25 protein-coding genes and 1 other RNA gene are annotated in these 19942 nt (G+C 76.2%); 12 read left to right on the top strand and 14 right to left on the bottom strand.

The features are described 5' to 3' along the window. Positions 1-30 precede the first annotated feature (30 nt). From ACYX4T_RS02710 to ACYX4T_RS02700, 3 genes are read right to left on the bottom strand one after another with little or no spacing between them, the layout of a single operon-like run. Positions 31-954: an alpha/beta fold hydrolase gene (locus ACYX4T_RS02710; protein WP_476013043.1), complete on the bottom strand. Its 924-nt coding sequence runs from the start codon at positions 952-954 to the stop codon at positions 31-33. Positions 955-972: 18 nt separating this feature from the next. Continuing rightward, positions 973-1494 (bottom strand): putative immunity protein, encoded by a 522-nt coding sequence (locus ACYX4T_RS02705; RefSeq protein WP_476013042.1) that lies wholly within the window; start codon positions 1492-1494, stop codon positions 973-975. After that, positions 1487-2233 carry a DUF2332 domain-containing protein gene (locus ACYX4T_RS02700; RefSeq protein ID WP_476013041.1) on the bottom strand — a complete coding sequence of 249 codons (747 nt, stop codon included), beginning with the start codon at positions 2231-2233 and terminating at the stop codon, positions 1487-1489. Before ACYX4T_RS02700 ends, ACYX4T_RS02705 begins: the two co-directional genes overlap by 8 nt. Positions 2234-2326: 93 nt before the next feature. Between ACYX4T_RS02700 and ACYX4T_RS02695 the strand changes: the two genes are divergently transcribed. Together ACYX4T_RS02695 and ACYX4T_RS02690 are read left to right on the top strand one after the other, a co-directional pair. Then, a complete protein-coding gene (locus ACYX4T_RS02695) occupies positions 2327-2821 on the top strand; it encodes a hypothetical protein (RefSeq protein ID WP_476013040.1) in 495 nt (164 codons plus the stop codon). A 137-nt stretch (positions 2822-2958) separates the two neighbouring features. Continuing rightward, a complete protein-coding gene (locus tag ACYX4T_RS02690) occupies positions 2959-3138 on the top strand; it encodes a hypothetical protein (protein WP_476013039.1) in 180 nt (59 codons plus the stop codon). Positions 3139-3162: 24 nt separating this feature from the next. On the opposite strand, the gene ACYX4T_RS02685 is transcribed toward ACYX4T_RS02690, so the two are convergent. The 3 genes from ACYX4T_RS02685 to rnpB all read right to left on the bottom strand — a co-directional run bounded on the left by ACYX4T_RS02685 (position 3163) and on the right by rnpB (position 4915). Next, the gene (locus ACYX4T_RS02685; RefSeq protein WP_476013038.1) at positions 3163-3705 is read right to left on the bottom strand and encodes a dihydrofolate reductase family protein; all 543 of its coding nucleotides are present in this window, start codon (positions 3703-3705) and stop codon (positions 3163-3165) included. A 59-nt stretch (positions 3706-3764) separates the two neighbouring features. Continuing rightward, positions 3765-4454, bottom strand: coding sequence for a helix-turn-helix domain-containing protein (locus ACYX4T_RS02680; protein ID WP_476013037.1), 690 nt, complete (start codon positions 4452-4454; stop codon positions 3765-3767). Between the two features lie 60 nt (positions 4455-4514). Then, an RNA gene (gene rnpB, locus ACYX4T_RS02675) (RNase P RNA component class A) lies at positions 4515-4915 on the bottom strand. Between the two features lie 135 nt (positions 4916-5050). Between rnpB and ACYX4T_RS02670 the strand changes: the two genes are divergently transcribed. Continuing rightward, positions 5051-5809, top strand: coding sequence for a sulfite exporter TauE/SafE family protein (locus ACYX4T_RS02670; protein WP_476013036.1), 759 nt, complete (start codon positions 5051-5053; stop codon positions 5807-5809). 15 nt (positions 5810-5824) lie between these two features. Then, positions 5825-7066 carry an SLC13 family permease gene (locus ACYX4T_RS02665; RefSeq protein ID WP_476013035.1) on the top strand — a complete coding sequence of 414 codons (1242 nt, stop codon included), beginning with the start codon at positions 5825-5827 and terminating at the stop codon, positions 7064-7066. Here ACYX4T_RS02665 and ACYX4T_RS02660 read toward each other — a convergent pair. After that, positions 7044-7904, bottom strand: a complete 861-nt coding sequence (locus ACYX4T_RS02660) for a helix-turn-helix domain-containing protein (protein WP_476013034.1) — start codon at positions 7902-7904, stop codon at positions 7044-7046. The two genes, ACYX4T_RS02665 and ACYX4T_RS02660, sit on opposite strands and share 23 nt — an antisense overlap. A gap of 101 nt (positions 7905-8005) precedes the next feature. Here ACYX4T_RS02660 and ACYX4T_RS02655 point away from each other — a divergent pair, with 101 nt between their 5' ends. Then, entirely contained in the window at positions 8006-8860 is an 855-nt protein-coding gene (locus ACYX4T_RS02655) for an oxidoreductase (protein WP_476013033.1), read from the top strand. 60 nt (positions 8861-8920) lie between these two features. Then, positions 8921-10054, top strand: a complete 1134-nt coding sequence (locus ACYX4T_RS02650; RefSeq protein WP_476013032.1) for a DUF2332 family protein — start codon at positions 8921-8923, stop codon at positions 10052-10054. Here the strand turns inward: ACYX4T_RS02650 and ACYX4T_RS02645 are convergent. Next, positions 9960-11273, bottom strand: a complete 1314-nt coding sequence (locus ACYX4T_RS02645; RefSeq protein ID WP_476013031.1) for an MFS transporter — start codon at positions 11271-11273, stop codon at positions 9960-9962. The two genes, ACYX4T_RS02650 and ACYX4T_RS02645, sit on opposite strands and share 95 nt — an antisense overlap. A gap of 174 nt (positions 11274-11447) precedes the next feature. On the opposite strand from ACYX4T_RS02645, the gene ACYX4T_RS02640 reads away from it, so the two are divergent. After that, the gene (locus tag ACYX4T_RS02640) at positions 11448-12215 is read left to right on the top strand and encodes a helix-turn-helix domain-containing protein (RefSeq protein ID WP_476013030.1); all 768 of its coding nucleotides are present in this window, start codon (positions 11448-11450) and stop codon (positions 12213-12215) included. On the opposite strand, the gene ACYX4T_RS02635 is transcribed toward ACYX4T_RS02640, so the two are convergent. From ACYX4T_RS02635 to ACYX4T_RS02625, 3 genes are read right to left on the bottom strand one after another with little or no spacing between them, the layout of a single operon-like run. Next, entirely contained in the window at positions 12203-12868 is a 666-nt protein-coding gene (locus ACYX4T_RS02635; RefSeq protein WP_476013029.1) for a histidine phosphatase family protein, read from the bottom strand. The two genes, ACYX4T_RS02640 and ACYX4T_RS02635, sit on opposite strands and share 13 nt — an antisense overlap. Next, positions 12865-13605, bottom strand: coding sequence for a zinc ribbon domain-containing protein (locus ACYX4T_RS02630; RefSeq protein ID WP_476013028.1), 741 nt, complete (start codon positions 13603-13605; stop codon positions 12865-12867). Before ACYX4T_RS02630 ends, ACYX4T_RS02635 begins: the two co-directional genes overlap by 4 nt. Further along, a complete protein-coding gene (locus ACYX4T_RS02625; RefSeq protein ID WP_476013027.1) occupies positions 13602-14495 on the bottom strand; it encodes a Nif3-like dinuclear metal center hexameric protein in 894 nt (297 codons plus the stop codon). Before ACYX4T_RS02625 ends, ACYX4T_RS02630 begins: the two co-directional genes overlap by 4 nt. Positions 14496-14748: 253 nt before the next feature. Between ACYX4T_RS02625 and ACYX4T_RS02620 the strand changes: the two genes are divergently transcribed. From ACYX4T_RS02620 to ACYX4T_RS02605, 4 genes are read left to right on the top strand one after another with little or no spacing between them, the layout of a single operon-like run. Beyond that, positions 14749-15228: a hypothetical protein gene (locus ACYX4T_RS02620; protein WP_476013026.1), complete on the top strand. Its 480-nt coding sequence runs from the start codon at positions 14749-14751 to the stop codon at positions 15226-15228. Between the two features lie 40 nt (positions 15229-15268). Next, positions 15269-15730, top strand: a complete 462-nt coding sequence (locus tag ACYX4T_RS02615) for a low molecular weight protein-tyrosine-phosphatase (protein WP_476013025.1) — start codon at positions 15269-15271, stop codon at positions 15728-15730. 47 nt (positions 15731-15777) lie between these two features. Beyond that, positions 15778-16536, top strand: a complete 759-nt coding sequence (locus tag ACYX4T_RS02610) for a fructosamine kinase family protein (RefSeq protein WP_476015167.1) — start codon at positions 15778-15780, stop codon at positions 16534-16536. Positions 16537-16594: 58 nt separating this feature from the next. Next, entirely contained in the window at positions 16595-17488 is an 894-nt protein-coding gene (locus ACYX4T_RS02605) for an SURF1 family cytochrome oxidase biogenesis protein (RefSeq protein ID WP_476013024.1), read from the top strand. Between the two features lie 28 nt (positions 17489-17516). Here the strand turns inward: ACYX4T_RS02605 and ACYX4T_RS02600 are convergent, their stop codons facing one another. Continuing rightward, a complete protein-coding gene (locus ACYX4T_RS02600) occupies positions 17517-18482 on the bottom strand; it encodes a cobalamin biosynthesis protein (RefSeq protein WP_476013023.1) in 966 nt (321 codons plus the stop codon). A gap of 40 nt (positions 18483-18522) precedes the next feature. Here ACYX4T_RS02600 and tenA point away from each other — a divergent pair, with 40 nt between their 5' ends. After that, the gene (tenA, locus tag ACYX4T_RS02595) at positions 18523-19185 is read left to right on the top strand and encodes a thiaminase II (RefSeq protein WP_476013022.1); all 663 of its coding nucleotides are present in this window, start codon (positions 18523-18525) and stop codon (positions 19183-19185) included. A 10-nt stretch (positions 19186-19195) separates the two neighbouring features. On the opposite strand, the gene ACYX4T_RS02590 is transcribed toward tenA, so the two are convergent. Both ACYX4T_RS02590 and ACYX4T_RS02585 read right to left on the bottom strand, forming a co-directional pair. After that, entirely contained in the window at positions 19196-19522 is a 327-nt protein-coding gene (locus ACYX4T_RS02590; RefSeq protein ID WP_476013021.1) for a hypothetical protein, read from the bottom strand. 5 nt (positions 19523-19527) lie between these two features. Continuing rightward, the gene (locus ACYX4T_RS02585) at positions 19528-19887 is read right to left on the bottom strand and encodes a hypothetical protein (RefSeq protein ID WP_476013020.1); all 360 of its coding nucleotides are present in this window, start codon (positions 19885-19887) and stop codon (positions 19528-19530) included. Positions 19888-19942 lie beyond the last annotated feature (55 nt).

The raw sequence follows: 19942 nt of genomic DNA, 5'->3' as shown, positions 1-19942 counted from the left end.
TGCTCGCAACGGCGTACGCCGGCCGCCACGTCACGTGTGGTGGGTCCGGTTTCCACCCGCCTCCGCGGTCCACGACCGGAGGGTGAGCACGGCGTCGGCGAACGCCGCCGGCGCCTCGTAGGGCAGCGCGTGGCCCGCGTCGACGACCCGGTGCTCGTGGCGGGCGGTGAACAACGCGGCGTGGTCGGCGGTGCCGCCGGGCTTGAGGGTGTCGCTCGCCCCGTCCAGCGTCACCGCGGGCACGGTGATCGGCGGGCGCGCGGTCAGCCGGGCCTCGAGGGCGTCGTGGACCGGGTCGCCGTCGGCGTTGCCGAGCGCGTGGCGGTAGGCGTGGACGACGACGTCGACGAAGTCGGGGTTGTCGAACGCCGCGGCCGTCCGGTCGAACAGGGCGTCGTCGAACGCCCAGCGCGGCGACCACTGACGCCACAGCATCCGGCACAGCTCGCGGCGGTGGGCGGCGAGCCCCGCCCGGCCGCGCTCGGTCTGGAACAGGTGCTGGTACCAGAGCGCGTGCTCGAGGGCCGGGTCCGCCGGCGCGCGCTGGGCGGCGACGTCGATGATGTCGTAGCTCGCCAGGGACACGAGCCCGGCCACCCGCTCCGGCCACAGCGCGGCCACGACGCAGGCCGACAGCCCACCCCAGTCGTAGCCGCCGACGACCGGGGCGTGGAGCTGCAGGGCGTCGAGCAGGGCGAGCAGGTCGGACCCGAGAGCCGCCTGCTGCCCGCTGCGCATCGTCGTCGCCGACCGGAAGCGCGTCGGTCCGTGCCCGCGCAGGTACGGGCGGACCACCCGCGCCCCTTGCGCGGTCAGGTGCGGGACGACCTCGTCGTAGGCGTGGACGTCGTACGGGAAGCCGTGGACGAGCACGACCGGCCAGCCGTCGGCGGGCCCGTCCTCGAGGTAGGTGGTGGTCAGGACCCCGGCGTCGACCTGCCGCGTGATCGCCACGGGCCTCGACCCTAGAGGTCAGCGCCGCCGCAGCGCGGCGTCGAGCTCCCGGAGCAGCTCGCCCACGCGCCCTCCCCCGGCCGGCGCCTCCGGGTAGCGCCGCAGGACCTCGACGACCGCGGGCGTCGCGGCGCGCCCGGCCTCGTCGAGCTGCGCGGTCGCCGCCTGCTCGCCGGCCGCGAGCTCGGTCGCCCGGGCCGCGTGGGCCGCCGCGCCGAGGACGTGCCGGACCTGCGTGGCGTTCGGCAGCGGGTGCAGGTACGCCGCCGACGCCGCGGCCGTCGCCGCTCGGGCGGCGTGCTCCGCGGCCGGGATGTCGGTCTCGCCGGCGGCCCGCAGCGCCGCCCAGGCCGTGTCACGCAGTGCCCGGCCGCGGCGCCCGCCGTCCGCGAACGCCCGGGCGGCGTCGACCGCCTCGCGCGGGCGGGCGTCGGCGGGGTGGACGGTCTCGTAGCGGACCAGCACGACCTCGGCGCAGGTCGCCGCGAACGCGGTGACGGCGCGCAGCTCGTCGGTGGTCAGCGGGATCTCGTCAGGCATCGGCCAGCCACGACAGCATCCGGCCCCGCGACCAGCACCGCCCGACGGCCTCGGCGCGCAGCGTCCGGTGCGCGAGCAGGGCCACGCCGAGGATGCTGTGCCCGGACGCGTGGCGGTCCCCCATCGTCGGCACCCCCGGCGCCACCCCGACGCCCTCTGCCGACACCCACGCCACCGGCCGTCGCGCGCCCGCGACGTCGAGGCCCCGCAGGAACCGCAGCCGCGCCTCGACGGAGTAGCGCGCCAGGGCCCAGGTCGTCGTGACCACCGGCAGCGCGTCCGCGGGCACGCGGTCGATCGCCGCGGGGAGCAGGTCGATCGGATCGCCGCCCAGGAGCAGTGGGCGCTCCGCGGCCGCCAGGGCGATCGCCGCGTCGAGCCGCTCCGGCTGGTCGGGCTCGCCGGTGCGCAGCCACCTCACGTCCTCGGGATCGGTGACGTCCACCGGCTCGCGGTCCACGCCGATCCGCGCCACGACCGCGGGCACCGCCCGGTCCGGCACCGGCCGCTCCCCCACCACCGTGGCCTCGAGCTGCACCGGCGACCGCGAATCGCCCAGCACGAGCCCGGTGCTGTAGGTGACGGCGACGCGGTCGACGACCAGGTTGAACCCCGCCGAGCACCCGACGTCGACGAGCCCGACCGCGGCCGCGCCGGCCCGGTGCGCGGCCTCGGCGACGAGCGGGTGGAGCACGGTGGCGCGCCCGGTCTCATCGGCCGGCCGTCGCCGTCGGGCCACGACGCCTCCTGTCGAGCGGGTGCCGTCGCGCCATCCTGCCCCGCTGTCGGTGCCCCGGCCTACCGTCCTCGACGACGACCGGAGGAGGCGCCGATGGACGAGACCGACCCGGACGACCCGGTGATGCAGCGCATCACCGCCGCGATCGAGCAGGGTCACGCGGGCGACCCGACGGGCGCCCGTGCGGGGCTCGAGGCCATCTGGGAGGAGGTCGGTCCCGACGGCGACCCCTTCCACCGCGTCGTCCTCGCCCACTTCGCCGCCGACGTGCAGGAGGACCCGGCGGCCGAGCTCGCCTGGGACGAGCGGGCGTTGGCGGCGGCCGACGAGGTCACCGACGAGCGCGCGCAGCAGTACCACGCCTCGCTCGCGGTGGCGGGGTTCTACCCGTCGCTGCACCTCAACCTGGCCGACGTCCACCGCCGGCTCGGCGACCTCGACGCGGCGCGCCACCACGTCGCCGCCGCCCGCGCGCGGCTCCCGGACCTGCCCGACGACGGGTACGGCGCGATGATCCGCGCCGGCTTCGAGCGGGTCGGCGCGCTCGTCGAGGCCGGCGACACCTCGGCCGCGAGCGTCGAGACGTGACGAGCCTGCTTCCGCGGGGCGAGGTCGCGGTCCACGTCTGATCGGGCGCGGCGTGGCGACGATCGAGGATGTCCGTTCGCTGTGCTCGCCCCTCGGACACGGTTGTCGTCGCCGTCGCAGTGGGCAGCCCCGGACCCATGAGCGAACCCACCACCGACCGCCGGGAGACGGAGACCCGTGACGAGGGCCCGGCGCCGCGCGGCGAGGCCTCCCCCGGGGCGACGTCGCCGGCGACCTACGAGGACACGGAGCAGGCCGACCGCCAGGGCCGCCACGTCGCCGACGACGTCGAGGACAACGCCGACCTCGACGGGTAGCGGTCCCGCCGACACCCCACCGGGTCACCGACGCGGGGCGTAGGCCAACACCACCGCGCCGCTCTGCATCTCGGTCACCCCCGCCAGCTGCATCCCCGTGGTGCCGATGCCCGTCAGCAGCGACTCGCCGGACCCGGCGACGAACGGCGAGATGCTCAGGTGCAGCTCGTCCAGCAGGCCGGCCTCGACGAGCGCCCGGCTGAACGGGCCGTTGCCGTACTTCAGCAGCGTGCCGTCGCCGGCCTCCTTGAGCCGGGCGACGGCCTCGACGGCGTCGCCGTCGAGCACCTGCGCGTTCCAGGCGGCCTCGGTCAGCGTGGTCGAGGCGACGTGCTTGGGCAGGGCGTTGAGCCTGTCGGCGAGCCCGCCGCTCCGGGTCGGCCACGTCGCGGCGAAGCCCTCGTAGGTCTCCCGTCCGAGCACGAGCCCGACGACGTCCGCCAACAGCCCGAACTGGTACTCGAGGTGGTCGTCGCCGGGCGCGAGCGTCAACTGGGTGGCCCAGAAGGCGTCGCCGGAGGTCATCCCGTCGATCGACACGTGGTCGAACTCGATCAGTCTGCGCATGGCCGGAGCCAAGCAGCGGCGTGAGCCGGCCGTCTTGTACCGAACCGAACGCCGCGGGCTCAGAACGCGAGGAAGGGCACGCCCGAGCGCAGCTCGGCGGGCGTGTGCCCCGTCGCCCACCGCATCGCCCGTGCGAGCTGGGGCTGGTCGTAGTAGCCGCCGGCGGCGACGACGTCGCCGATCGCCGCGCCCGCGGCGAGGAGCTGCGCGGCGCGCTGGGCCTGCTCGATGCTGGTGAGCTTGCGGCGCGAGATGCCGACGGCCCGGCGGAACCGGAGCTGCGCCGTCCGCTCGGACATCCCCTGCGGCCGGTCGCCGTGGCGGATGTCGTCGACGACCGGATCGAACGACAACAGGCCGGAGCGCACGAGCCGCTCGAGGAAGACGTCGATGTTCTGCTCGGTCGGCATCTCCCAGTCCCGCCCGTCGAGCAGGACCCGGCCGGAGGGCGACGTCGGCAACAGGGCGTCGTTGAGGTCCGTGAGCCCGGACGGCGGGAACATCGGCAGGTAGGCGCCGAGCTGCAGGTCGACACCGAAGAACGCGCAGTCCGCAGGGCAGGTCATGCGCGTGGCCCGGGTCTCGGGTCCGCGCAGGTGCACGCCCAGCCCGTCACCGCTCCGCGCGATGACGATCATCGAGGAGCCCTTGACCCCCGAGGTGAACGCGGTCGGGGCGTCGGAGCTCGCCGACCACACGCGCCGTGCCAGCGGGGGCGCGCCGGCGACGGTGTCGAACACCAACCCCATCGGGGTGAGGGTAGTGCGCAGCCGCGACGTCGCGAGGATCTCCGGGGACGGGGTGCGGGGCGGACGAGCCGGCCTGTAAGCCGGATCCTGTGCCCACGTCCCTCGCGGGAGCGTGGGTGGCGACCATCCATCTCGGCCCGCCGTCGCCGGCGGGCTCCAGCGGTCTACCCGCAGATCTCGGGCGGGCAGCCCTCGGACGACCTGCGCGGCCGGTCCTCGCGGACCGACCTTCTTGACCTTGCTCCGGGTGGGGTTTACCGAGCCGTCCTGGTCACCCAGGACGCTGGTGGTCTCTTACACCACCGTTTCACCCTCACCACCGCGGTGGCGGTGGCGGTCTGTTCTCTGTGGCACTGTCCCGCGGGTCACCCCGGGTTGCTGTTGGCAACCACCCTGCCCTGTGGAGTCCGGACTTTCCTCGACGGCCCTCGTGGGGCCGCCGCGGTCGCCCGGCCGGCTCGTCCGCACCCCGAATCGTACAGACGCGACGAGGGGCACCTTCCGCAGGCGCCGGTACCTGTCGATCATGCGGAGTGTGCCCGTCGGGGCGCCGGACGGCACGCGCGCCCACGCCCCGACCGTTAGCGTCGCGCATCGTGTCGGACCCGTCGGTGCTCCAGATCGTGCTCCTGGCGGCCCTCGGGCTGCTCGCCGGCGCGGTGAACGCCGTCGCCGGCGGCGGGTCGCTCATCGTCTTCCCCGCGCTGCTGGCGGTGGGCATGCCGCCGTTGCCCGCCAACGTCACGAACTCGGTGGCGCAGTGGCCGGGCTACGCGGGCTCGACGGTCAACGCCCGCCACGACCTGAAACGACAGCGTCGCCGCCTCGTCTCCACCGGCATCGTCGCCGCGCTGGGCTCGGCGCTGGGGTGCGCGCTGCTGCTGATCCTGCCGCAGTCGGTGTTCGACGCCGTCGTCCCCGTGCTCGTCCTGCTCGCGAGCCTGACCCTCGGCGCGCAGCCCTGGATCAAGCGGTGGACCGGGCGGACCGAGCGGACCGCCGACAACCCGAAGGTCCTGCTCCCGTCGATCTTCCTCGCCGCGGTCTACGGCGGCTACTTCGGCGGCGCGCTGGGCGTGGTGCTCATCGCGGTGCTCTCGTTGCTCGCCCACGACACGCTGCGGCGTCTCAACGCGGTGAAGGTGCTGCTCTCGCTGGTCACGAGCACGGTGACCGTGGTGCTCTTCGCGTTCTTCGCGCCGGTCGACTGGTTCGCCGTGCTGCTGCTCGCGCCGACGACGCTCGTCGGCGGCTTCCTCGGCATGGCCGTCGCCAAGAAGATGCCCGACGGCGTCCTGCGCTGGAGCGTCGTGGTGCTCGGCGTCGCGGTGGCGATCTACCTGTTCCTGCGGTGAGGCGGTGAGGTCGACGTGACCGTCGTCGCCGTCGGCCTGCTGGCCGTCGTCCTCGTCGGCGCGGTCACCCGGCCCCGCAACCTGCCCGAGGCGACGGCCGCGATCCCGGCCGCGGTGATCGTCCTCGCGACCGGCCTGCTCGCGCCGCAGCAGGCGTGGGACGAGGTCCGGGAGCTCGGACCGACCGTCGGGTTCCTCGCCGCGGTGCTCGTGCTGGCCCACCTCGCCGACGCCGAGGGCGTGTTCCGGTGGGCCGGCGGCCTGCTCGCCCACCACTCGTCCGGGAGCACGCGACGCCTCTTCGCCCTCGTCGTCCTCGCCGCCGCGGCGACGACCGCCGTCCTGGGCCTCGACGCCACCGTCGTCCTGCTCACCCCGGTCGTCCTCGACACCGCCCGGCGCCTCGGCGCGCGCCCGGCCCCGCACGCCTTCGCCTGCGCGCACCTGGCCAACAGCGGCTCGCTGCTGCTGCCCGTCGCGAACCTCACCAACCTCCTGGCCCTCCAGGCGAGCGGCCTGACGTTCCTCGGCTTCGCCGGGCTCATGGTGCTGCCGCAGCTCGCGGTGCTGGTCGTCGAGTACCTGGGGCTGCGGCTGACCTTCCGCGGCGACCTCGCGACGCCCGCCCACCCCGCCGACGACGAGGAGGAGGTGCCGGCGCCCCGCGTCGCGCTCGCGGTGCTGGCGGCGACGCTGCTGGGCTTCGCGGCCGCCTCGCCGCTGGGGATCGAGCCGGTGTGGGTCGCCGTGGTGGGCGCGGCGGCGCTGGCCACCCGCACCCTGATCACCCGCCGCACGCGCCTCCGGGACGTCGTGGCCTCGGCGTCGCCCCTGTTCTGCCTGTTCGTGCTGGCGCTGGGCGTGGTGGTCGCCGCCGTGACCGAGCGGGGCCTCGGCGACCTGGTCGCGGGCCTCCTGCCGACCGGGACCTCCTTCACCGCGCTCCTCGGGCTCGCGGCGATCGCGGCGGTGCTCGCGAACCTCGTCAACAACCTGCCGGCGACCCTCGTCCTGCTCGCCGCGCTGGGTCCCACGCCCGCGGTGGGTGCCGAGCTCGCGGTGCTCATCGGGGTCAACGTGGGCCCGAACCTCACCCCGGTCGGCTCGCTCGCGACCCTCCTGTGGCGGCGGGTGCTCGCGGCGCGCGGCGTCCCCGCCCCGCTTCCGACGTTCACGGTGGCGGGGCTCGCGACCGTCCCGCTCGGCGTCGTCGCCGGGACGGCCGCGCTCTGGCTCAGCCTCGCGGTGCCGGGCTGACCTCCATCGACTGCGTGCCGAGCGTCGCCAGCAGGTCGAGGCGGCCGCGGGCGTCGGTGCCCGGGGTGGGCGTGAAGACGAGCAGGCGCAGGTCGTCCTCGGCGGTGGTCAGCGTGTCGCACTCGACCTCGACATCGCCGACCTCGGGGTGCTCGACGACCTTGTGGCTCTGCTGGTGCACGGCGACGACCCCCGAGTACCAGAGCTCGGCGAACTCCGCACTCGTCGCGTAGAGGTCCGCGACGAGCGCCGACAGGTCCGGGTCGTGGGGGTAGCGGCTGGTGCTGCCGCGCAGGTCGGCGGTCAGCGAGCGGGCGAGGGCGGCGAGCTCCTCGGTGGTGTGCCGGACGCGGTCGCTCGGCGAGCCCTCGACGAACAGCCGCCAGGGCGTGTTGCGGCTCCGCTCGGACAGGGCGCTCGGGTCGCCCATGAGCGCGGCGTAGAGCGGGTTCCACGCGATCAGCGTGAAGGTCGCGTCGAGGACCGCGACGGGGTTGTCGTGCAGGGCGTCGAGGATGCGACGCGCGCCGGACGGGATGCGCCGCGAGATGCGGCCGCGCTCGGGGGCGTGGCCGGCGAGCCGGAACAGGTGCGCCTGCTCGGCGTCGGACAGGCGCAGCGCGCGGGCCAGCGACGCGCACACCTGCGCCGACGGGGTGCGGGTACGGCCCTGCTCGAGGCGCACGACGTAGTCGATGGAGATGCCGGCGAGCAGCGCCAGCTCCTCGCGGCGCAGACCCGGCGCGCGCCGCGGGGCGTTGACCGCCATCCCGACCTCCGCGGGGTCGGTCCGGTCCCGCCACGTGCGGAGGGCGGCCGCCAGCTCACCGGTGCTCACGCCCCGATCATCCGCTTCGGCGCCCGGCCGTGGGGGGTACGCGGGTTACCAGGACGATCCGTCGCTCCCCGACCACCGGCCCGGCGACCAAGGTAGGAGCCATGACCACCCCCGCACTGACCGACCGCCTCGCGCTCGCCGACGACCTCGTCCTGACCCGGATGGGCTACGGCACCATGCAGCTCGCCGGTCCGGGCGTCATGGGCCCGCCGCGCGACCGCGACGAGGCGGTCGCCGTCCTGCGCGAGGCCGTCGACCGCGGCGTCACGCACATCGACACCAGCGACTTCTACGGCCCGTTCATCGTCAACGAGATCGTCCGGGAGGCCCTGCACCCGTACCCGACGGACGTGCGGATCGTCACCAAGCTCGGCGCCCGGCGCGGCGAGGACGGATCGTGGAACCTCGACACCTCGCCCGACGAGCTGCGCCGCGAGGTACACGAGAACCTCGACCGGCTCGGGCTGGAGACCCTCGACGTCGTCAACCTGCGCGTGTCCGACGACCACAGCGAGTCCCTCGCCGAGGCGTTCCGCACCCTGGCCGAGCTGCGCGAGCAGGGCCTGATCCGCCACCTCGGGGTCAGCAACGTCTCCCCCGAGCAGCTCGCCGAGGCCCGGGAGATCGCCCCCGTGGTGTGCGTGCAGAACCACTACAACCTCGTGCACCGCACCGACGACGAGCTCGTCGACCACTGCGCCGCCGAGGGCATCGCCTACACCTCCTTCTTCCCGCTCGGCGGGTTCAGCCCGCTGCAGTCGGACACGCTGACGCGCGTCGCCGAGCGCGTCGGGGCGACGCCGCAGCAGACGGCGCTGGCCTGGCTGCTGCAGCGCTCGCCGACGATGCTGCTCATCCCCGGCACCTCGTCGCGGGCCCACCTGCGGGAGAACCTCGCGGCCGCCGACCTCGAGCTGCCCGCGGACGCCGTCGCCGAGCTGGACGCGATCGGCTGACGGGCTGGCGCGGGGGCCGGTGGCGTTGCGCGACCGGCCCCGGCTCGGCACGCTGCGGCGGTGACCGCTCCCGACGCGGAGGCCCGTGCGCGGGTGCGCGCCCAGGCCCAGGGCATCGCGGACGGCTGGTCGGCACCGGACGCGCCGCCCTCCTGGGCCCTGACCGCCGAGCTGTTCCGGTCGATCGCCACCGAGCCCGACCTGCTCGGGCTCGCGGCGGCCGTCCCGCTCGACCGCCTGCCGCCGTTGCTGCTCAGCGCCGCCGTCCGCTACCTCGTCGCGCGCCGGCGTCCCGACCCGCTGACGAGCTACTTCCCCTTCCCCGGCACCGGGCAGCCGCCCCTCGACGACGGCTTCCGCCCCGCCCTGGTCGCGTTCGCGCGCGAGCACGCCGGGGAGCTCGCCCAGCTCTGCGCCGAGCACCGCTACCAGATGAACGAGGTCGCCCGGAGCGCCGACGTCGTCGCCGTGCTGGGTCATCTGTCCGGGCAGCGCCCGGACCCCGACCGGCCGATCGCACTGGTCGACCTCGGCACCGGCGCCGGGCTGGGCCTGCACCTCGACCGGTATCGCTACCGCTTCGGCGACCGGACCCTCGGCGACGACGACGCCGCGTTGACCATCGCCCCCGAGCTGCGCGGGCGGCCCGCACCGCTGCCCGAGCGCTTCCCCCCGATCACCGCCCGCCTCGGGGTCGACGTCGAGCCGCTGGACCTCGAGGACCGGCGCGTCCACGACTGGCTCGCCGCCTGCATCCCGCCCGAGACCTCGGCGGTCGACCGGTTCGCCGCCGCGGCCACGGTGGCCCGCGCGCACCCGGTGACGACGGTGCGCGCCGACCTCGCCGACGACCTGCCCGGCCTCTGCGCGGCGATGCCCGACGACGCGCTCCTCGTGCTCGTCGACACCTACGTGCACGTGTTCCTCACCGCCGACGAGCGCGCCCGCTTCCGCCGCCAGCTCACCCGGCTCGGCCGCGACGTCGAGTGGATCTCGGTCGACCCGCTCGTGCCGCTGGGCGCCGACGGACGCGAGAGCACCCAGTACCTGCGGGTCCCGCCGCGGGCGCTGGAGGCCACCCGCGCGGGCGTCACCGGCGTCATCGGGCACCTGTCGGTGCGTCGGGACGGCTCGACGTCGGGTGAGGTCCTGGGTCTGGCGCACCCGGGCGGGGCGTGGCTGGAGTGGCTGTGAGCGTCCGGAACGCGGGCGCGAGCAGGGCCACGACCACGACGGCACCGACCAGCCCGGCGAGCACGAGCCCCGCGACGGGCAGCCCCGCGCCGGCCGCGACGGCAGCGAGCGGGGCGCTGGTCAGGGCCGGGGCGGCGAGGACGACGGTGTTCTGCGCACCGAGGACCCGCCCGCGCATCGCGTCCGGGGTGGCCTCGACGACGACGACGCCGAGCAGGGCGCCCGCCGGCGCGTAGGTCAGCCCGACGAGCGCGGCGCCGGCCAGCACGAGCCACGGCGAGGACATCGCGCCGACCGCGGCGAACCCGGCGAGCGTGCCCGCCATGCCGACGACGAAGAAGGTCCGGCGACGCAGCCGGCCGGCGAGCGCGGCGTAGAGCGCCGACCCGGCGACGCTGCCCCCGGCGAACGCGCTGAGCGTCAGCCCGGTGAGGGCGGGCAGCCCGACCTCGCTGAAGTAGGCCGGCATCAACGTCGTCTGCAGCGAGCTGATGACCGCCGCGAACATCGCCGTCAGCAGCGTGGCCCCGAGGACCAGGCGGTGGCCGGCGAGGAAGCGCCAGGCGACGGCGAGGTCGCGGCCCGCCCGCCGCAGCGCCGTCCCGGCGCCGACCGCGGCCGGGTCGTCGTCGCGGGTCACCACCCCGGTCCGCGGGTCGAGCAGGAGCGCGGTCAGGGCTGCGAGCAGGCTCGTCCCGGCGGTCGCCAGCATCAGCGTCGGCGAGGGCCCGAGCACCCCGACGAGCAGCCCGCCGACGCCCGGCCCGGCCAGGACGAGCACGTTCGCGACGGTCTCGCGCGTCGCGACCAGCCGGTCGAGGGAGCCCCCACCGAGCCGGACCAGCGCGGGGAGCAGGGTCTCGTGCGCCGTCATGCCCGGCACCCGGATGACCGCGCCGAGCACGCCGAGCACGAGGAACCACGTCATGTCCAGGCCCCACAGCGCGTCGACGACGGGCAGCGCGGCGATCACCACGGCGGCGAGGACGTCCGCGGCGACCGACACCCACCGACGGTCGAGCCGGTCGACGAGCAGCCCGGAGACCAGCCCGGCCGCCGCCGACGCCGCCGTGGAGGTCGTGGCGAGGACGCCCGCGGCGAGCACGTCGCCGGTGCGGGCGAGCACGAGCAGCGGCATCACCACCGAGGCGATGCCCGCCCCGAGCAGCGACAGCCCGTACGACGCGAAGTACAGCGGGGCGCTGCGGCGGTCGACCACGTGCGGCCTCCGGATCTCGGGGGGTGGGACGCCGTCCAGCAGGCACCCGGCCGTCGGGGCACGCTCAAGCCGGACGTCGGTGACCCACGACACGGTCGGCGCCCTTGACCGTGCCGCAGCGGCACGGTCTGCACTGTGGTCGGAGAACGGCGGACGTCCCGGGAGGAGCCGACCATGGGGTGGAGCACCCGCCAGCTCGCGGAGCTCTCGGGCACGACGCTGCGCGCCGTGCGGCACTACCACGAGGTGGGCCTGCTCGAGGAGCCCGTGCGGCGCTCCAACGGCTACAAGCAGTACGGGGTGGCGCACCTCGTGCGCGTGCTGCGGATCAAGCGCCTGACCGAGCTGGGCTTCTCGCTCGCCCAGATCGCCGAGATGGGCGACACCGAGGACCACCCCGAGCAGGCCCTGCGCACCCTCGACGCCGAGCTCGCGGCCACGATCGAGCGGCTGCAGCGGGCGCGGGTCGAGCTCGCGACGATCCTGCAGCGGCACGCGCCCGCCGACCTCCCGCCCGAGCTCGGACGGATCGCCGACACCGAGATGTCCGACGCCGACCGGTCACTGGTCGTCGTGCTGAGCCGGGTGCTGGGCGGCGAGAGCCTGCAGGCCTACGCGGACATGATCCGCGAGACGCCGACCGACCCGACGTTCAAGGAGTTCGACGACCTGCCCGTCGAGGCCGACGAGGCGACCCGCCAGGACCTCGCCGAGCGCATGGCCCCCGGCGCCCACGCCCTGCGCACGGCCTACCCCGGCCTGCGCAGCACCGCGGGGACGCAGATGAGCCGGCGGCGCGCCCAGGAGACCGTCGGCATCGCGCTGCGCGAGCTCTACAACGACGCCCAGCGCGACGTCATGGCCCGGATGGAGGCCGTGCTCGCCGAGATGTTCCCCGGGTCGGAGGCGGGCGTCCCGCAGCCCGGCGATCAGGCCAGGTAGGACGTGTCGTTCACCAGGCGGACGGAGGCCCCGCCGTCGGGCCAGAACTCGACCACCGACAGGCACGCCAGGTCGAGGTGCAGGCGGTAGAGCATCTGCGGGCCGGCGTCGAGGGCCCGGCGCAGGATCAGCTTGATCGGCGTCACGTGGCTGACGACGATGACCGTCTCGCCCGCATGGCGGCGCAGGAGGTCGTCGAGGGCGCCGTCGACGCGCCGGGAGACGACGTCGAAGCTCTCGCCCCGCGGCGGGCTGACCGCGCTGTCGGAGAGCCACGCCCGGTGGACCTCGGGATCCTGGGCGGCGGCCTCCGAGAACGTCAGGCCCTCCCAGGTGCCGAAGTCGGTCTCGGTGAGGCGCTCGTCGACGGCGACGCCGAGCCCCAGGACGCCCGCCACCGGCTCCGCGGTCTGCCGGGCCCGCATCAGCGGCGAGCTGAGCACCGTGCGGATGTGGCCGTCGGGGGCGACGTGGCGGGCGGCCAGCGCGGTCGCGGCGGCGGCGGCCTGCTCGAGGCCCTCGCGGGTCAGCTCGGGGTCGCCGCGGCCCGAGTAGCGCCGCTCGACCGACAGCGGGCTCTGCCCGTGCCGCAGCAGCAGCACCCGGGTCGGCGGGGTGCTCCCCCGACCCGTCCACGACCCGGCCGTGCTCACGCGTTCGCCCCCTTGCCCGTCCGCACCACGATCGCCCCGCACTGCTCGCAGCGCACGACGTCGTCGGGCGCGGCGGCGGTGACGTCGCGGAGCTCGCTGCGGTCCATCTCCAGGCGGCACGCGCCGCAGCGGGCGCCGACGAGCTCGCCGGCCCCGGTCCCCGTCCGCGCGCGCAGCTGGTCGTAGAGCCCGACGAGGTCCGCCGGGAGCTCGCCGGCGAGCGTGGTGCGCTCGGCGCCGCGCCGCTCCTCGAGCACGTCGAGGTCGCCGATCGCGCCGTCGCGGCGCTCGACGGCGTCGGCCAGCGCGGTCTCGGCGGCCTCGAGCCCCGCCTGCTCGTGGGCGAGGTCGGTCTCGGCGGCGTCGAGGCGCTCCATCACCTCGAGCTGCTCGTCCTCCAGCACGCCGCGACGGCGGGCGAGCGTGTCGAGCTCGTGGGACAGGTCGGTCATCTGCTTGGCCGACACGCTGCCCGAGTCCATGAGCCCGCGGTCGCGCTCCTCGCGGGTGCGGACCTGGGTGACCTCCTGCTCGAGCTTCGCGACCTCGCGCCCCAGGTCGCTCACCGAGGTCCGCGCGCGCACCACCGCGTCCCGGTGGCCCTGCGCGGTCTTCTCGGCGTCCTCGACCGCGGTCTGCTCGGGCAGGGTGCTGCGCCGGTGCCGGGCCCGGGCGAGCTCGGCGTCGAGCGCCGCGAGGTCGAGGAGGCGGCGCTGGTCGGACGGGTCGGCCTTCACGAGATCATCGCTCCTGCTCCGGCGGGCTCGGGCCCGGTGTCGTCGGCGGCGGCCCCGCCGCGCTGCGGATCGCTGGGGTGACCGAGGCTCCAGGCGTCGGTGCGGGCGGTCGACACGGTGACCTCCGGCCCCGGCGCGGCCGCCCGCAGCACGTCCGCGGCCTGCGCGCACCAGGGGTGCTCGGAGGCCCAGTGCGCGACGTCGACCAGGGCGGGCGCGCCCGGCTCGGCGAGGTGGTCGGTGGCGGGGTGGTGGCGCAGGTCGGCGGTGACGTAGACGTCGACCCCGGCCGCGCGGGCGAGGTGCAGCATCGAGTCGCCCGCGCCCCCGGAGACCGCGACGCGCTGCACCGTGCGCTGCCGGTCGCCGCCGGCGCGCACGCCCCACGCCGTGGCCGGCAGCGCGTCGGCGACGCGGCGGGTGAACGCGGCGAGCGTCTCCGGCCCCGCGAGCGTCCCGATCCGCCCGATGCCGACCCCGCCACCCACCCCGGGCGCGTCGTCCTGCGGGGCCAGCGGGCGCTCGACGGTCACGCCGAGGGCGGCGGCCAGGGCGTCGGACACGCCGGGGTTCGCCGCGTCGGCGTTGGTGTGCGCGCTGAACAGGGCGATGCCGTGGCGGATGAGCCGGTGGACCGCCGAGCCCTTCGGCGCCGTCGTCGCCACCGCGTGCACCCCGCGCAGCAGCAGCGGGTGGTGGGTGACGAGGAGGTCTGCTCTCTTCGTGATCGCTTCCTCGATGACCTCCGGCAGCGGGTCCACGGCGATCAGGACCCGGCGCACCGGCGCCGCCGGGTCGCCGACCGTCAGCCCCACCGCGTCCCAGTCCTGCGCCAGGGCCGGCGGGTACGCGGCCTCGAGCGCGGCGACGGCGTCGGCGACGGTGGTCATGACAGCCCATTCTGCCCACCGCGGCCGTGGTGCTCCGGTGCGGGCGCGCGGGGGTGCCGCAACGAGCGTGGCGTTCGCTGCTCCGCGGCGGACGAACGCCCCGTTCGCCTGCGACGCGGGCGCTCCCGGGGCCGAGGGGTTCACCCCCCGACGTCGGGGGCGCGCCCCCTCGTGATCGGCACGATGCTCGATCACGCTTGTGAGCAGCGAGGACGCGCCGCTCCGGCGGGTCCCGCGGCGACGAGGGGGAACCATGACGAGGGAGAGCTGGCCGGAGCGGAGCCGCCGAACGGCGGCCCGGTGGTGGGACGCGGCGTCCCGCCCGGCGAAGGACGCGGCGGCGGACCGGAGGCGTCGTCGCACCATCCACCGGACCTGGCGGGGGGTCGTCCGCGCGGCCGGGCTGTCCGCGACGGTCCACGCGGCGAGCGGGGTCTTCCGCATCACGCCGCGGATCACGCGCATCGTGCTCGGCCGGTCCGAGCGTTTCACCATCCTGCTCGGCCGCGGCCAGGACTTCGACGACATCGAGGCGGCCGGCAAGGAGATCGCGCGGGCCTTCGACGTCCCCCGCATCCGGCTGACGGAGCTGCCCGCCGACCAGCTCGAGATCGAGCTGCACGTCCCGGCCTCGGACCCGCGTCCCGAGCCGACCCCCGTCGTCACGGTGACGGTCCGCCGGACCGTGGTGGTCCAGCACACGGCTCGCTTCGACTTCTCCCTGGTCGCCTGACCGGCGGCCCCTCGGTCACGCCGCCCGCCCGACCGGGATCATGGCGGACGTGCACGTCGTCTTCGTCTGTTCGGGCAACATCTGCCGCTCGCCGGTGGCCGAGAGCGTCTTCCGCGCGCGCCTGGCCGAGGCCGGTCTCGCCGAGGCGGTGACCGTCACCAGCGCCGGGACCGGCGACTGGCACGTCGGCGAGCCGATGGACCGGCGCGCGGCGGCGTCCCTGCGTGACCGGGGCTACGAGACCCGGCACACCGCGCGGCAGGTCGACGACGAGCAGCTCGGCGCCGACCTGCTCGTCGCCGCCACCGCCGACCACGTCCGCGACCTCGTCGCCGCGGGCGCCGACCCCGACCGCGTCGTGCTCCTGCGGGCGTTCGACCCGGAGGCCCCCGAGGGCGCCGAGGTGCCCGACCCCTACTTCGGCGGTCCCGACGGGTTCGACGAGGTCATCGGCATGGTCGAGGCGGCGATGCCCGGTCTGGTGGAGCGGGTGCGGCGGTGACGTCGGTCGACTCCCTGCTCGCCGGGTCCGGCGGCGGGGGCGTGCGGATGACGACGCTGGACGACGGGACCGAGGTCGTCGTCAAGTCCGGCGAGCCGTCGGCGATCGCGGCGGAGGCGGCGGGGCTGCGCTGGCTCGCGGAGCCCGGGGAGGTCGGGGTGCCGGAGGTGCTCGGGACCGCCGAGGGCCGGATGGTCTCCACCCGCGTGCCGTCGGGGTCGCCGGACGCCGTGGCCGCCGAGCGCTTCGGGCGGGGCCTCGCCGCCCTGCACGCGGCGGGCGCGCCGGCGTTCGGGTCGCCGCCGCCGGGCGGGCCGGTGGAGGCCTGGATCGGCGGGGCGCGCATGGAGAACGTGACCGCCTCCGCGGACCAGGACTGGCCGTCCTGGTACGCCGAGCACCGCGTCCTGCCCCACGCGCGCCGCGCCCTCGGGGGTGACGACCTCGCCGTCGTCGAGCGGGCGTGCGCCCGGTTCGCCGCGGTGGCCGGGCCGCCCGAGCCGCCGGCGCGCCTGCACGGCGACCTGTGGACGGGCAACGTGCTGTGGTCCGGCGGGCAGGGCTGGGTGATCGACCCGGCCGCGCACGGCGGGCACCGCGAGACCGACCTGGCCATGCTCGCCCTCTTCGGGGCCCCGCAGCTCGAGACGATCCTCGCCGCCTACGACGAGACCGCCCCGCTCGCCGACGGCTGGCGCGATCGCGTGGGCCTCCACCAGCTCTGGCCCCTGCTCGTGCACGCCGAGCTGTTCGGGGGCGGGTACGCGCGGCAGGCCCTGGCGGTCTGCGAGCGCCTGGGCGGGTAGAGCGCTCCCGCGGGCGCGACCGACCACGGTACCGACGGCACCCACGTAACCTGACCCCGTGCGGTTCCTGCTGCGACCCGGGTGGATCGCGCTGACGCTCGTGGTGGTCGCGTTCGCGTTCGCCTGCTACTACCTGCTCGCGCCCTGGCAGTTCCACCGCAGCGACGAGCGCGACGAGGTCAACGCCGCGCTGACCCGCGGGGTGGCGACGGCGCCCGTGCCCCGCGCCGAGCTCGTCGCCCCGGGCACGGCGCCGGGCGAGGACGTGGCGTGGCGCCAGGTCTCGGTCACCGGGACCTATCGCCCCGAGGGCGAGGTCCTCGTGCGGCTGCGGGTCGTCGAGGGTCACCCGGCCAGCGAGGTGATGACCCCGCTGGTCACCACGACCGGCGAGACCCTCCTGGTCGACCGCGGCTACGTCCGCACCGACGGCCGGGGCGCGCTGCCGCCGATCCCGGCGCCGCCGGCGGGGGTCGTCACCATCGTCGGTCACCAGCGCCTCGACGAGCGACCGGCGAACCGGCCCACGACCGTCGAGGACGGGCAGCGCCAGGTCTACGCGGCCGACACGGGCACCGTCACCGCGGCGAACGGGATCCCGACGAGCCCGGGCTACGTCCAGCTGGTCGCCGGCCAGCCCGGGGTGCTCACCGCCGTCCCGCTGCCCCCGCCCGACCCGAACCCGTCGTACTCCTACGCCTGGCAGTGGCTGATCTTCGGGCTGATGGCGATCGGCGCGTGGATCTACTTCGCGCGGCTGGAGTACCGCCGCGCCCACGGGCTCGAACCGCGGCCCCGCGACGACCAGGACCCGCGCGACGCCGCCGACGGCACCTACTGGGACGCGCGGCCGACGAGCACCGACAGCGAGGCCGGCACCGACAGCGACACCGGCACCGCCCCCGACACCGGCGCCGACCAGGAGCTGGCCGACCGCCACGGGGGCCGCTGACGCGTGATCGTGGGGACTTTCCCGACGTTCAATGCGTGCGTGGCCGCCAGGCTGACACGACCATGGCGAGCGCGGCCGTCACCAGGCCCACGAGGCGGGAGAGGCGGACGGCGCGGGGCAGGTCGGCGACGGCGGGCGGGCGGCCGTCGCCGAGCACCGGGCGGTCCTGCACGCCGTAGGGGTAGACGGTGCGCCCGCCGAGGCGCAGCCCCAGGGCGCCGGCGAACGACGCCTCCACGGGGCCGGCGTTCGGGCTCGGGTGGGCGGGGGCGTCCCGGCGCCACGCCCGCCACGCCGCCGCCGGCGAGCCGCCGACCAGGGGCGCGACAGCGGTCGTGACCAGCGCCGACACGCGCGCGGGCACCACGCCGGCGACGTCGTCCGCGCGCGCCGAGGCCCACCCGAAGTGCCGGTAGCGCGCCGACCGGTGCCCGACCATCGCGTCGAGGGTGTTCACCGCCCGGTGCCCGAGCAGCCCGGGCACCCCGGCGATCGCGCCCCACACCAGCGGCGCCACGAAGGCGTCGGCGGTGTTCTCGGCGACCGACTCCAGCGCCGCCCGCGCGAGACCGTCGGGGTCGAGGGCCGACGGGTCGCGCCCGCACAGGTGCGGCAGCCGCTCCCGTGCGGCGCCGACGTCACCGGCGGACAGCGACGCCGCCATCGCCGCGCCCTCGCCCGCGAGGGAGGTCCCACCCAGCACCGTCCAGGTCGCCGCCGCCGTCAGCCCGGTGTGCACCGCGGGGTGCCGCACACGCTCGACCAGCAGCCCCACGCCCACCGCCCCGCCGACGAGCACCGCCGCGTACGCCACGCCCGGACCGCGCCGGTCGGCCCACCACCGCCGCTCGAGCCACGACGCCACCGCCCCGAACGCCGCGACGGGGTGCCCGCGTCGCGGGTCGCCGAGCACGGCGTCGGCGAGCACCCCCAGCGCGAGGCCCGCGGCGCGACCGGGACGGGGCCCGCTGAGAACGACCCGGCACGCCCGCACCCCGCGATGATCTCACCCCGCGCGTGACAGGGTGCTCGCCATGGGCTTCAGCGACGACCTGTGGGCCGACGGCGCCGACGTCTACGCCCGGGTGCGGGAGCACCCCTTCCTCACCGGCCTCGCCGACGGGACCCTCCCCCACGACGCGTTCCGGCACTTCATCGTGCAGGACGCCCACTACCTGCGCGGCTACGCCCGCGCCCTCGCGCTCCTGGCGGCCCGCGCGCCCTCCGAGGCCGACACGGTGATGTTCAGCGGCCACGCCGCCGGGGCGATCGCCGCCGAGCAGGAGATGCACGCCGGGCTCGCCGACGCCCTCGGGCTCTCGGGCGCCGAGGCCGCGGCCGTGCCCGTCGCGCCCACCACCACCGCCTACACGTCCTACCTGCTCGCCACCTGCCACGGCGGCTCCTTCGCCGAGGGGCTCGGCGCGGTCCTGCCCTGCTACTGGATCTACGCCGAGGTCGGCGAGGCCCTGCTCGCGGCCTCCTCCCCCGACCCGCTCTACGCCCGCTGGATCGCCATGTACGGCGGCGAGGAGTTCCGGGCCGTCGTCGACGCGGTGCTCGCGCTCACCGACCGGATCGGGCCGACCCTCGGCGACGCGGAGCGCGAGCGCGTCCGGGCGCACTTCGTCACGACCTGCCGCTACGAGTGGATGTTCTGGGACGCGGCCTGGCGGCAGGAGACCTGGCCGGTCTAACGACGGGCCCTCAGGGCGTGGGGCGCCGCAGCACGAACCGCGTCTCGACGACGTGCGGCGCGGTCCCGGGCGCCCGGCCCGGCGCGCTCGGCACCAGCGCGCCCTGCGGGCCGGCCAGGGCGACGAGCTCCCAGCCCTGCCGGCCCAGGTGGTTGAGCTGCTCGGCGTACACGCGCGCCCAGGCGACGCGGTAGGGCCGGTACTCCTCGAGCAGCAGCTCGCCGGCCGGGCCGATCGCGTAGATCTGCCACTCCGCGCTCTCGCCGTCCGCGGCGGCGTCCTCGGACAGGCCGACCGCCGAGATCTCCAGCGTCGCGTACTCCCAGGCGGCGGTCACGGGGCTCAGGAGGCCCGGCGACCGCGACGGTGCTGCGGCGCGAGGGCCGCGGCGCGGGCGGCCTCGGAGCTCCGGGCGGTGGCGCGGGCGGTGCGGGCCCGGCGCAGCGCGGAGCTCCGGCCCGTCGACGACGCGGCGCGGGCACGATCGGTCGTCGCACCGAGCGTCGTCACCGTCCGGCCCGACCCGCGGGGGCCCGGCGTGCCGCCGTCGCCGGTGAGCACGAACCCGCCGACCTTCGCGACCAGGCCGAGGACGATCGCCGTCGGCCCGAGCACCCACGCACCCGGCACGCCGAGCACGAGCACGCCGATGCCGATCCCGAGGAGGACCAGACCGCCGAGCATGAGGAGAGCCGAACGCACGGCACCACGCTACGTGATCGGCGGCGGGTCATCAGTCGACAGTTCAGGGCAAGGG

This window comes from Actinomycetospora sp. ABD4_176 (genome assembly GCF_056311855.1).
This window is presented reverse-complemented; position numbering and strand designations above follow the sequence as displayed.